The 12,375-nt window shown below is 71.3% G+C and carries 10 protein-coding genes; 3 read left to right on the top strand and 7 right to left on the bottom strand.

Annotated elements, in window-relative coordinates; all coding sequences use genetic code 11:
- Window positions 1–28 precede the first annotated feature (28 nt).
- Both mgrA and AC6JBM_RS46095 read right to left on the bottom strand, forming a co-directional pair.
- Window positions 29–1,054, bottom strand: coding sequence for an L-glyceraldehyde 3-phosphate reductase (gene mgrA / locus AC6JBM_RS46100; RefSeq protein WP_497979986.1), 1,026 nt, complete (start codon window positions 1,052–1,054; stop codon window positions 29–31).
- 185 nt (window positions 1,055–1,239) lie between these two features.
- A complete protein-coding gene (locus AC6JBM_RS46095; protein WP_497979985.1) occupies window positions 1,240–2,283 on the bottom strand; it encodes a suppressor of fused domain protein in 1,044 nt (347 codons plus the stop codon).
- Window positions 2,284–2,400: 117 nt separating this feature from the next.
- On the opposite strand from AC6JBM_RS46095, the gene AC6JBM_RS46090 reads away from it, so the two are divergent.
- A complete protein-coding gene (locus AC6JBM_RS46090; RefSeq protein WP_497979984.1) occupies window positions 2,401–3,972 on the top strand; it encodes a methyl-accepting chemotaxis protein in 1,572 nt (523 codons plus the stop codon).
- Between the two features lie 293 nt (window positions 3,973–4,265).
- Here the strand turns inward: AC6JBM_RS46090 and AC6JBM_RS46085 are convergent, their stop codons facing one another.
- From AC6JBM_RS46085 to argS, 3 genes are all read right to left on the bottom strand, one after another.
- Window positions 4,266–6,824 (bottom strand): helix-turn-helix domain-containing protein, encoded by a 2,559-nt coding sequence (locus tag AC6JBM_RS46085; RefSeq protein WP_497979983.1) that lies wholly within the window; start codon window positions 6,822–6,824, stop codon window positions 4,266–4,268.
- A gap of 97 nt (window positions 6,825–6,921) precedes the next feature.
- Window positions 6,922–7,428, bottom strand: a complete 507-nt coding sequence (locus tag AC6JBM_RS46080) for a hypothetical protein (RefSeq protein WP_497979982.1) — start codon at window positions 7,426–7,428, stop codon at window positions 6,922–6,924.
- Between the two features lie 118 nt (window positions 7,429–7,546).
- Window positions 7,547–9,151: an arginine--tRNA ligase gene (gene argS / locus AC6JBM_RS46075; RefSeq protein WP_497979981.1), complete on the bottom strand. Its 1,605-nt coding sequence runs from the start codon at window positions 9,149–9,151 to the stop codon at window positions 7,547–7,549.
- 19 nt (window positions 9,152–9,170) lie between these two features.
- Between argS and AC6JBM_RS46070 the strand changes: the two genes are divergently transcribed.
- Complete coding sequence (locus AC6JBM_RS46070) at window positions 9,171–9,851, top strand: class I SAM-dependent methyltransferase (protein WP_497979980.1); 681 nt, start codon at window positions 9,171–9,173, stop codon at window positions 9,849–9,851.
- Here AC6JBM_RS46070 and AC6JBM_RS46065 read toward each other — a convergent pair.
- Both AC6JBM_RS46065 and AC6JBM_RS46060 read right to left on the bottom strand, forming a co-directional pair.
- On the bottom strand, window positions 9,771–10,154 hold the full coding sequence (locus tag AC6JBM_RS46065; protein ID WP_497979979.1) for a hypothetical protein: 384 nt from the start codon (window positions 10,152–10,154) through the stop codon (window positions 9,771–9,773). The genes AC6JBM_RS46070 and AC6JBM_RS46065 overlap by 81 nt on opposite strands.
- Window positions 10,155–10,324: 170 nt before the next feature.
- Entirely contained in the window at window positions 10,325–10,840 is a 516-nt protein-coding gene (locus AC6JBM_RS46060) for a very short patch repair endonuclease (protein WP_497979978.1), read from the bottom strand.
- A gap of 101 nt (window positions 10,841–10,941) precedes the next feature.
- On the opposite strand from AC6JBM_RS46060, the gene AC6JBM_RS46055 reads away from it, so the two are divergent.
- Window positions 10,942–12,180 carry a DNA cytosine methyltransferase gene (locus AC6JBM_RS46055; RefSeq protein ID WP_497979977.1) on the top strand — a complete coding sequence of 413 codons (1,239 nt, stop codon included), beginning with the start codon at window positions 10,942–10,944 and terminating at the stop codon, window positions 12,178–12,180.
- The last annotated feature ends 195 nt before the right edge of the window (window positions 12,181–12,375 follow it).

The following is a 12,375-nucleotide window of genomic DNA, read 5'->3' as shown; positions in this document are numbered from 1 at the left end:
TACGAATCGGGCCGGCCCGGAATCGACATCAGTGGGCGCTGGATTTCGCCCAGAGGTTGATGCCCGACTCGGTGGCGTGCTGGTCGATCGCGGAGAGCTCCTCGGCGGAGAAGTCGAGGTTGGCCAGCGCCGCGACGTTGTCCTCCAGCTGGGCGATGCTGCTCACGCCGATGAGCGTCGAGGTGACCCGCGGGTCACGCAGCGTCCAGGCGAGCGCCATCTGGGCCAGGCTCTGGCCGCGCGCCGCCGCGATGTCGTGCAGGGCCCGGATCTTGGCCAGGTTCTCCTCGGTGAGGAAGTCGGTCGACAGCGAGCTGTTCTCGCTCGCCCGGGAGCCCGCCGGCACGCCGTTGAGGTAGCGGTCGGTGAGCATGCCCTGGGCCAGCGGGGAGAAGGTGATGCAGCCCATGCCCTCGCGGTCGAGCACGTCGAGCAGGCCGTCCTCGATCCAGCGGTTGAGCATCGAGTAGGACGGCTGGTGGATGAGGGCCGGGGTGCCGAGCCCGCGCAGGATCTCCGCCGCCTGCGCCGTCTTCTCCGGGGAGTAGGAGGAGACGCCGACGTAGAGCGCCTTGCCGGCGCGCACCGCGGCGTCGAGCGCGCCCATGGTCTCTTCCAGCGGCGTCTCGGGGTCGAAGCGGTGGGAGTAGAAGATGTCGACGTAGTCCAGGCCCAGCCGCTTGAGGCTCTGGTCGAGGCTCGCGGTCAGATACTTGCGGGAGCCCCAGTTGCCGTAGGGGCCCGGCCACATGTCGTAGCCGGCCTTCGAGGAGATGACGAGCTCGTCGCGGTAGGGGCGCAGGTCGGTGGCCATGATCCGGCCGAAGTTCTCCTCAGCCGAGCCGTAGGGCGGGCCGTAGTTGTTGGCCAGGTCGAAGTGGGTGATGCCGAGGTCGAAGGCGCGCCGGGCCAGCGCCCGGTGCCCGTCGAGCGGCCGGTCGTGGCCGAAGTTGTGCCAGAGCCCGAGCGAGACGGCCGGCAGCCTCAGCCCGCTGCGGCCGGTCCGGCGGTATTGCATCTGCTCGTAGCGCGAACCATCTGCGGTATACGTCACGAGCTTCACACTAGGGCTGTATCGAGGTGGGGGCGGAGCGAGGCGAGGCTCAGGCGTCGGCTGGGGCCGCGCCGGGCGCGCCTCGATACCGGGGTTGTATCGAGTGTGACCGGCCTGGTTCCAGGCGGCGTCTGAGTTCGCCGCAGCCCGGCCATTCACCTCGATACAGCCCCTTGGGGACCGGGCTAGCCGATCGTCCGGACGATGTTGCCCTCCGGGTCGCGAATCTCCGAGGGCACGATCTCGACGACCAGCGGCTCCGCGCCGGGGGCCGCGCGGACGCCGGCCACGGGCACCAGCACCTGCAGCAGCCCGTCGAGCGCCTCGCCGGTGAGCACGACCTCGAGTTGGTCCTCGGTGCCGGGCGCGGTGCCGACGAAGAAGCTGCCGGAGGCGAACTCGGCGCTGCTCTCGGGCCCGTCCACGCGCAGCGTGCGGCCGAACGGAAGGCGGCCGAGCAGCGTGTCGGCGACCACCGGGGCCACGTGCGCGCCCAGGACCAGGCGGATCAGGTCGCCGTCGGGGCGCCAGCCGAACTCGGCGAGCGCGAGGGTCGCGGTGGCGGAGCCGTCGAGGCGGCGACCCTCCTCGACCGTCTCGGCCACCTCCGGGTCGGCGGCCACGGACGGCCGGGCGAGGTCGGTGATCAGCAACGGGATGCGCCGGGCGAGCAGGTCGAGGAAGTCGAGCACGCTCCAGGCCTGGATCGCGGCGTATTCGTCGGCGGTGATCCCCACGACCTGCAGGAACTGCACGGCGCCGTTGGGCGAGTCGATCGCGCCCAGCTCCGGGTCCTCGGTGAACACGACGGCGCGGATGAGCGTCTCGCGGTCCAGCGCGATGGGGCCGTTGAGGTCCATGTGGTCGTTGGGCTCGAACCAGTTGCCGGTCCGGAAGACGTAACGGGCCAGGTTCTGCAGGAAGTTCGCGGCCCAGATCGGCGGCTCGGTCTCGTCCCGGTCGCGGGCGATGCGGAAGGTGAACTCGAAGCCCCAGCCGGACTCGTCGGGGTTGTCGGACTGCTTGCCGTAGAGCTCGCTCATCCCGTAGGAGACCGCGTGCCAGTGGGGCACCGGATCGAGCCGGGGATAGAAGCTGATGCCGTCGAGCGGATCCGGGCCGCCGCGCGCCCACTTGCGGACCGTGCCGAGGTGGCGGGGTTCGACGCCGGGGTAGATCCGCTCCAGCGCCGCGTCGATCGCGTCCCAGCCGGGCGTTTCGGAGGTCATGCGGTGATTAAACCCGTTCGATGGCCGTCCGGCATGCCCCGCGAAAATCCTTCACCTCCGCGCCATCGGGTCGATCAGGATCCGGGGGAGGCTGATCCCGTCGGAAGGGCACCGTGGATGAGCTGGTTCGCCGATCGGCCGGTAGCCGTGAAGATCTTCATGATCAGCGGTCTGTTCACCGTAGCCGCGATCGTCGCCGGCTTCGTGGGCGTCGCCAGCCTCAGCGCGGTCTACACGCACGGTGAGGCGATCGAGCGCGAGAACCTGCAACGGTCGCTACAGCTGGCCGAGCTGCGCGCGCAGGCGCTCACGGCCCGCATCGCCATCCGCGACGTGGCCCTGTCGCTGGACAAGTCGGCCGCGACGACCAAGCTGGCGGCGGCGGACGCGGCCGTCGACGACGGGATCGCCGCCTATGCCACCGCGGCCGTCGATCAGGATGCGATCCAGGCGTTCCGGGCGGACTGGACGGAGTACAAGCAGATTCGCGACGGCGAGCAGCTGCCGGCCGCGCAGAGCGGTGACGTGGCGAAGTTCGAGCAGATCGCCACCGACAAGGCCAACCCGCTGATCAACAAGGCGATGGCGGCGCTGGACAAGGCCGCGAACAGCGAGGCGAGCCAGGCCAAGTATCGGGCCGCGATCGCCCGGACGGACTACCACCGGGCCCGCATCCTGCTGATCGGGGTGCTGAGCGCGGGCGTGCTGCTCGGCGGCGCGGTGGCGCTCTACACCGTCCGGCGGATCGTCGGTCCGCTGCGGCGGGTCGGCGCCGTGCTGGCCGGGATGGCCGAGGGCGACCTGACCGGGGTGGCGGGCTCGGACAGCCGCGACGAGATCGGGCGCATGTCGGCCGCGCTCGACTCGGCCACGGCCCGCACGCGGGAGACGGTCCGCGAAGTCGCCAACACCGCGACCGGGGTCGCCGGCGCGGCCGGGCGGCTCGCCTCGAACAGCGAGGAGATCGCCCGCACCGCGGAATCGGCGTCGACCCGCTCCGGCTCGGTGGCGTCGGCGGCCACGCATGTCGCGGGCAACGTGCACAGCGTGGTGACCGGGGCCGAGGAGATGTCGGCGTCGATCCGCGAGATCGCCCAGTCGGCGTCGCAGGCGGCCGGGGTGGCCGCGGCCGCGGTGCGGGCCGCCGGCGCCGCGTCCAGCACGGTCGCCAAGCTCGACACCTCCTCGACCGAGATCGGCAACGTCCTGAAGCTCATCACCTCGATCGCCGAGCAGACGAACCTCCTCGCGCTCAACGCCACCATCGAGGCGGCCCGCGCCGGCGAGGCGGGCAAGGGCTTCGCGGTCGTCGCCAGCGAGGTCAAGGACCTCGCCCAGGAGACGGCGAAGGCGACCGAGGACATCGCGGGCCGCGTGGGCGCGATCCAGGGCGACGCCCGGGCCGCGGCGGCCTCGATCGGCGAGATCAGCTCGGTAATCTCGGAGATCAGCCAGTATCAGACCACGATCGCCGCGGCGGTGGAGGAGCAGACGGCGACGACGGGCGAGATCAGCCGCAACGTGACGCAGGCGGCGGCCGGGACCGACGAGATCGCGTCGACCATCTCGGGGGTGGCGGACGCCTCGCGCGCGACGAGCGCGGGCATGGGCGAGTCACGCACGGCCTCGGCGGAGCTGGCGACGATGGCGGACCGCTTGCAGCAGCTCGTGGGGCGCTTCCGCTACTGAACCGGGCCGCTTCGCCGCTGAGCGTGAGCACCGCACGAACCGCTGGCGCACGTCGGCCGCACGAACCGCTGGCGCACGTCGGCCGCACGGGCCGCCAGGGCACCTCCGCCTCGCGCACCGCCTAGGCACCTCCGCCTCGCACGCTGCCGGGGTCGGGTGCCCATGCGAACCGGCGGCGGCCTTTCGGATGGGCTTGGTGCTGTGGCGGGGCCGTTGCGCATCTTGTGCGGGGTGGGTGTCGCACCGTGCGTCCTGCCGACGGGCCGTTGGGCGTCCGGCAGAGCGCAGCGGGGCTAGATGCCCAGGCGGGCGGCCACCGTCTCGGCGGACGGGTGGCCCAGGCGCTCGTAGATGGCGTGGGCCCGTCGCCACAGGCCGATTGCCGGGGCGCCGTCCAAGGCGTCGCCCAGGCGGGTCGCGGTGTCGGCCTCGTCCAGGCGGTCGCCCAGCTCCGTGTAGCGGTCCAACGCCGCTCGCAGGTGTTCCAGGGAGCGGTCGCGTTCGCCCAGGGCCGCGTGTACCCGGCCCAGGTGAGCCAGGGCCGCCGCCACCTCGTGCGGGTCGTCCAGGTCGGCGCGCAGCGACAGGGCCGCCTCGCCGTGGGCCACCGCCTCGTTGGCGCGGCCGGCCTGGGCGTAGTGCCAGGCCGCGGCGGCGTGGGCGGCGGCCTGGCCGTGGCGGTCGGCGGCTCGGCGGAAGAGGGCCAGCGCCAGTTCGTCGTGGACGATGGCCTCGGCGAAGCGGGCCATCGACTCCAGGAGGGCCGCGAGGTCCTGGCGGCAGCGGGCGGCGGCGGCCGGTTCGCCCTGGGCCAGGAAGCAGTCGGCGGCCTCGCGCAGGCGGCGGAGGGCGGACTCGTGCTGGCCGGTACGCAGGTACGCGGCGGACTGGGCGCGCTGAGCCCTCGCGAGCAGAGCCGGGTCGCCCAGGCGCTCGGCCGCGCGGATGGCGATCGCCTGGGCGGCGATCCGGTCGTCCCAGCGGCCCGCGGCGTCCAGGTCGGCGTCGACGGCGTCGGCGATGCGCCAGGCATCCCGGTACCGGCCGCGGCGCATGGCCAGGCTCAGGACCGCGAACTCGGCGCCGTGCTCGACGAGCCGGTCCTGCATCGCGCCGCGCTCGGCGTCGGAGGTGCGGGCGGCCGCGTGCTCGCGGAGCAGGGCGTGCATCGCGTATCGGCCGGGGCGCACCTCGGTGATGAGCTGCGCCCGCGCCAACTCGGCGAGCGCATCCGCCGCGATCCGTCCACTGAGGACACTCGCGGAAGACTTGGACGACGTGGACGCGGAGGACGTGGAAACGGCGGAGACGGGGGCGGGAGACGTGGACGCGGAGGACATGGAAACGGCGGAGACGGGGGCGGAAGAGGTGGACGCGGCTGAGTCGGGAACGGGAGACGTGGACGCGGCTGAGTCGGGAACGGGAGACGTGGACGCGGCTGAGGCGGGAGCGGTCGCGATCAGGACGGCGGCGTCGGCGGGTGCGAGGTCCGGGCCCGGGTGGGCGCCGAAGCCGCGGAAGAGGCGGCGGGCATCCGGGGTCAACCGGTCGTAGGCCCACGAGAACGCCGTCGCCTCGGCCAGGGCGTCGGCCACCGCGGTCAGCCGAAGCTCCGGGTGCAGCGCCACGCGTGCCGAGACCACCGACAGGGACATGGGCAGCCGGCCGCACGACGTGATGATGCGGTCCACCGCGTCCGGCTCCGCCGCGACCCGGTCGGCGCCGATGCGCGCCGCCAGCATGGCCCGCGCCTCGGTGCGGTCGATGGCGTCCAGCACCACCGTGGCCGCACCGTCCATTTTGGACAGCTTGGCCAGGCCTCCACCGGCGCTGCCGACGACATCGTCCTCGCCTGCGGCGGGGCACCCGGGCCACGCCTCAACCGCGCTCGCGATGGGGCTTCCGGGCCGCGCCTCAATCGCGCTCGCGATGGGGCTTCCGGGCCGCGCCGGAGTCGCGTCGAGATCGCCCTCGCCCGCGGCGGGACGCTGGGGCCGCGCCTGAACCGCGTCGACATCGTCCTCGCCCGCGGCGGAGCGGTCGGGCCGTGTCGGAGTCGCGTCGAGGCCGAACAGTCCGCCGCGGCCGGTGATGATGGCGACGCTGTCGCCCGCGGCGGGAAGAAGCGGGCGCACCTGGGCCGCGTCGGCGGCGTCGTCGAGCACGAAGAGCACGCCACGGCGGGCGGTCAGGCTGCGGAACAGGCCCGTGCGGGCGGCCACCCCGAGCGGCAGATCGGCCGGGGCCACGCCGAGCGCGTCGAGCAGGATGCGCAGCGCCTCGGCCGGCGGGAGGGGCGGGCCGGACGGGTCGGAGCCGCGCAGGTCCAGGAACACGGCGCCGGCTGGGAAGCGGTCGGCGATTCGGTGTCCATAGTGGACGGCCAGGGCGGTCTTGCCGACACCGGCCGCGCCGCCGATGACCACGGCTCGCGCGCCGGGCAGGAGGCGGTCCAGGCGCGCGACGACACCGGCTCGCCCGGCGAAACCGGGCGGCGCCGGCGGGAGTGCCCGCGCACCGGGGCCGGGGGCCGAGCCCCCGAGCGTCGACGAGCCGCCGGCGGCCGGGGAACCGGGCAGGACCGTCTCGATGCGGGAGCGGGCCGACGCGAAGGCGAAGCACTCGGCCGGCGAGGCGCCGAGCAGGCGGAGCAGCGCCTCCAGGCGCTCGGCGGGCGGCAGGGCGCGGCCGTCGAAGTACGCGCCGATGACGGCGTGCGGCCAGCCCGTGCGCGCGGCCATCTCGCCGAAGGTCAACGGGGACGACCGGACCCGCCGCGCCTGCCTTCGCCGCAGGTCACGCAGGAGCCCGGAGAGCTCGTCCAGGGTGGAGACACCCGACGGATCTACCACGTCGGGAAGCCTGCCACAGCGGTACAACTTCGGCTTGAGAAAAACGGCGATGCCCCGCCCCGTGATGACACAGAGCGGGGCACCACCACACGCAGCGTCAGGCGCAGATCGCCTCGAGGTCCTTGCCGGCGGCGTCGATGTCGTTCGTCAGCTTGTCCATGTCACCGAGCGAGTTGATCTTCGCCAGGTACTCGGGCGAGCCGAACAGCTTGAGGCCGTCGGCGCCCTTGTCCAGCGCCGCCTGCAGCTTCGGGTCCAGGGCCTCGGTCTTGAGGGCGCGCAGCTTCTCGGCCAGCGCGTCGGCGAGCTCCTTGGCCTTGGCCGCCGCGGCGGTCTCGGCCTGCTTGTTCTTCGAGCCCTTCGCCGCGATCATGATGCCGATCTGCTCACCGATGGGCTTGATGTTTTCCTCGGTGATGAGGGCCTCGGCCTTGGTGCAGACCTGCTTCGTGTTCGCCTTCACGTCGGGCGTGGGACTCGACGTGGCGGCGGCGGTGGCGCCGGTGGAGGACGAGGCCGAGGTGCCGCTCTCGGAGGTGTCACCGCAGGCGGCGGCGGTGCCGACGAGCGCGGTGAGGATGGCTACGGTCAAAAGCCGTCGCACGTGGGAGTCTCCTCAATCTGTGGGTTGCGTCACGCCTTGGCGTAGCTCCGGGCATTCCGGGGCCCTGGGGAGCAGGCGGACGCCGGAGCGTAGCAGCCGGGGATGGCGTCGCGCTGTCTCACATCTTGCTCGGCGCCGCCATGCCGAGCAGGTCGAACCCGGCGCGGAGGGTGCGCGCGGTCAACGCGCACAGGGCCAGCCGGCTCGCGCGCACCGGCTCCGGCGCCTCCAGCACCCGACACTGCTCGAAGAACGCGCTGAAGCTCACGGCGACCGCGTGCAGGTGCGTGGTGAGCTTGTGGAACTCGAGCGTCTCGCCGGCCCGGGTCACGACGCCGGGGAACTCGAGCAGCTCCAGCGCGAGCGCGCGTTCGGCCGGATGCGTGATCGTGAAGTCGTTGCCGACCGCGTCGACGTCACCCCGGCGGAAGATCGAACAGACCCGGACGTGGGCGTACTGCAGATACGGCCCGGTGTCCCCGGTGGTCGCGAGCATCCGATCGAAGTCGAACGTGTAGTCCTTGACCCGGTCGCTGGACAGGTCCGCGTACTTCAACGCGTCGATCCCGATCGCCCCGGCGCGCGCGTCCGCCTCGTCGAGCAGCTCCGTGAGCTTGATCGCGGCGCCCAGCCGGCTGCGCAGCATCTTGCCGTCGGTACCGAGGACGGAACCGAACGCGATGTGCTCGGCGCGAACCGTGGCGGGGAGCCAGCCCGCGGCCCGGGCGAGCGCGAAGACCATCTCGAGGTGCTGCCGCTGCGGCGCGCCGACGACATACAGCAGGCGCGTCGCCTTCAGGACGTCGACGCGGTACCGCACCGCGGCGAGATCGGTCGCGGCGTACCCGTAGCCGCCGTCCCGCTTGCGAACGATCAGCGGGGCGTTGAAGCCGTCCAGAAACGCGCACAGCGCACCGTCGCTCTCGCGCAGCAGGCCCTTCGCCAGCAGGTCGTCGACCACACCGTCGAGTGCCGCGTTGTACCGGCTCTCCCCGGCGAAGTCGCTCTCCCGCAGGCGTACGCCGAGGCGGTCGTAGACGCTCTGGAGGTACACCTGCGATGTCGAAACGATCGTGCGCCACTGCGCGATCGTGTCCGGGTCACCGGCCTGCAGCTGCACGACCCGCCGGCGCGAGCGCTCCTGGAAGTCCGGGTCCGCCTCGAACCGGCGCCGGGCGGCGGCATAGAACGCGCTCATGTCGGCGGGGTCGAGCTCGGCCCCGCCGGCCTGGTGCTCGACCAGCATCCCGAAGTTGGTGCCCCAGTCGCCGAGGTGGTTCTGCCTGATCACGGTGTGCCCGAGGTGCTCGAGCACCCGCACCGCCGCGTCCCCGATGACCGTCGAGCGCAGGTGCCCGACGTGCATCTCCTTGGCGGCGTTCGGCCCCGAGTAGTCCACCACGACGGTCTCGGGCTCCACAGTGGACACTCCGAGACGCGGGTCGGCCGCGGCGTCGGCGAGCCGGTCGGCCAGTGCGCGTTCGGACAGCGTGAGGTTGACGAATCCGGGCCCGGCGACGCTCACGTCGGAACACAGATCGTCGAGCTCGACCGCCGCGACGACCGCCGCCGCGACCGCCCGCCCGTCGGGCCGGCCCACGGCCCCGTCCGCCTGAAAGTCACCGAACCGGGATCGGCGCAGGGCGGGGTCGACGGTCGATCCGGTCACGGTCTCGAACGCGGCCGCGAGTCTGTCCCGCAGCACCTTGCCGATGTCAGCCATGCTCCTGAAGGCTAACGAGGTGCCCGAAATTACGCGCCTGGATTTTGAGCCGGCGACCGCCCGCTCCTACGACGCGCTCTCCGCCAACCATCTGGACATCATCAGCTCGGACCCGTCCGATCGCGCGCACTTGGAGCTGTTCGCGGCGGCGGTACTGCACGAGCCCGGCCCGGTCGCCGACATCGGCTGCGGCGCGGGCCGCCTCACCGGGGTCCTCGCCGAGCTGGGGCTGGACGCGTTCGGCGTGGACCTGTCCCCCGCCCTGATCGCGATCGCCCGCGCGGCCCATCCGCACCTGCGCTTCGAGGTCGGCTCGATGCTCGACCTGGACATCCCCGACGGCTCCCTCGCGGGCCTGCTCGCCTGCTACTCGATCATCCACGTGCCGTGGGAGCTGCGCCCGGCCGTGTTCGCGGAGTTCCATCGCGTCCTGCGCCCCGGTGGCGTGCTGATGCTGGCGTACCAGGTCGGCTCCGACGCCAAGCACCGCGACTCCCACGACGGGCTCGAGCTCGACGTGACCTGGTACCGCCAGCAGCCCGGCGAGCTCGCCGGGCTGCTGCGGGAAGCCGGATTCGAGGTGTCCCACGAGGCCGTGCGCCCCGCGCGGGAGGGCGAGCTAACGCCCCAGGGCCACCTGCTCGCGACGGCCGGCGGGCGCCCACAGGAACACGATCGCGGCGACCTCGCAGACGAGTGACAGCGCCTGGAGCGTGACGATCGGCACCGCGTAGCCGGGCATCTGCGCGAGCACGCCCGGCAGCGCGGCGTGGGCGAGAATCTGGATGCCGAGCACGAGCGTGAGCACGCGGCGCGCCTTGGGCCGCCCGCCGCGCAGCTTGTACGCGCGCAGCGGCAGCAGCACGGCGAGCACGAGGTGCGGCACGACGGCCCCGATCCCGGCGGACCCGAGCGCCACGAGCGTCACCCCGATCGCGAGCACGTGCAGCGCGGCGATGGCGAGGACGGCGGCGAGGGTGCGGTTCATGTTCTTCTCGGTCATGTCCACGACGGTATGAGCGAGCGGGCCCCCGCACTCCTGCCCGCCGTCATCGCCGCACCATGACGGATGTCATCTCCACATCCATGACAACGCAGCATCGCCATACTTGAATATCGATGTCTGGATCCGTCGAGCACGAGCAGGCGATACTACGCACAGCATGTCGGTAATTACGTACCGGAATCGGATTCAGGGTTCTCTGGCGTAGAACTCCTGTTCGATGCTAATGTGACCGCATCAATCACCAGCTCAACCGCAGTCTCGACAGTTTCGTGTTCCCAGATACGGACCACGGTCCAGCCAGCACTCGAAAGCGATTCATTTACGGTCCGATCGCGCTCAACATTCCGTATGAGCTTCGGACTCCAATACCAGTCATTGACCGCAGGTTTCCGGCCATGCACGGGACAAAAATGCCAGAAGCAACCGTCGACAAAGACAGCAACCCTACGCGCGGTGAAGACAATGTCCGGCCGGACCTTCACACCGTCCGGCAGGCGCAGCAAGAGATCCTTGCGGTACCGGTAGCCAAGCCGGTGCAGGCTGCTACGGAGCACCACCTCGGGCTTCGTGTTCGACCGCCGGTTGGCTTGCATGTTCCGCGAGCGGCCCTCATTGAGCGGCACGGGGTAGAGGCCCGCCGCGTGCGCACGCTTCCGCGCCTCGCTCCGGTCGCCAGTCGGCACGAAGCTCTCCTCGAAGCCGGGTCCCAGCCTGCACCGGGATTTGATGGCAAGATACCCGCGTGCACTCGTGCTCGCCGCACCAGCCCTGGAGGAGTCCAGCGATGACCTTTGAAGCTGTCGAGATTTGCGCTGGCGCTGGCGGGCAGGCACTCGGCCTCGAAAGGGCGGGCTTCGAGCATGCTCTTGCCGTCGAACTCGACCCGAACGCGTGCAACACGCTACGTCACAACCGGGCCGACTGGAAGGTCAGCGAAGGCGACGTGGCCGACCGGAACGTGTGGGATCCGGCCGACTACAAAGGCATCGGATTACTGGCTGGCGGCGTTCCGTGCCCGCCATTCACCATTGCCGGAAAGCAACTCGGGGCGACCGACGAACGCGACCTCTTTGCCTGGGCGATCGAACTCGTGTCCGTCGTGCAGCCCCAGGCACTCCTGCTGGAGAACGTTCGCGGCCTGAGCATGCCGCGCTTCGCCGGCTACCGGCAGCACGTGCTGGACCGCCTCATCGACCTCGGCTACGTCGCCGAGTGGCGCCTGCTGCAAGCATCAGACTTCGGCGTTCCCCAGCTTCGCCCGCGCTTCGTACTTGTCGCGCTGCGCCCGGAGCACGCGGAGTACTTCACCTGGCCCGAGCCGCTGGGCACGCCGCCCACGGTGGGCACGACACTGCTCGACCTGATGGCGTCGAATGGCTGGGAGGACGCCGAGACCTGGTCGAGGAAGGCCAGCAAGATCGCGCCCACCATCGTCGGTGGATCAAAGAAGCACGGGGGCGCCGACCTCGGCCCAACCCGCGCTAAACGCGCATGGGCCGAGATGGGCGTCGACGCCCTGGGTGTCGCGGACGCACCGCCGAAGCGTGGAGACAAATTCGAGGTCGGCCCGAAGCTGACGACCGACATGGTTGCCCGCATCCAGGGATGGTCCGGCGCCTATCCGTGGGAGTTCACCGGCCGGAAGACCACCAGGTACCGGCAGATCGGCAACGCATTCCCGCCACCCGTGGCCCACGCCGTCGGCACCGCCATCTACAACGCCCTCGAGAAGAAGGGCGAACGGATCGAACGGGTGCTGCCGGAGCATGACCCGATCTACAAGATTCTGCGCGACAGCCCAGACTTCATGACACCAGCGCAAATCAGCCGCTCGCTCGGCCAGGCCCTGGAAGCGGCAGACCTGGAGCACCGCATCAGCCTGCTAAGCCGCGATTTTGACGTCGAGATGCAAACCACGTCCACCGCAACCGCCTACAAGCTGGGCAAGTTCAAGGCATTTGTTGGCCAGCAGGACCACGTCCGCAACGACCTGTTCCTCAAGCACCGCGCCAAGATTAGTTAGGCGGCAGGACGCGACCCGCCCTGCCGCTCGGTTCTGCCTGTGGCCCGGGAGGAAGCGTCGTGCCGTAGGAGCTGGCTCAGCCAGTGACACCTGCACGGAGTTCCTCGCGCGGCACCGGTGAGCCGGCTGCCGCCCGAAGCGAGGCGCGACATACTCACCGAGATTGACCGATCGCGGCCGAGCCGAGGGACGCCC

It is taken from the genome of Dactylosporangium thailandense (genome assembly GCF_059739745.1).
Note: the sequence above shows the minus strand (reverse complement) of the source record. Positions and strands in the feature narration are given on the sequence as shown.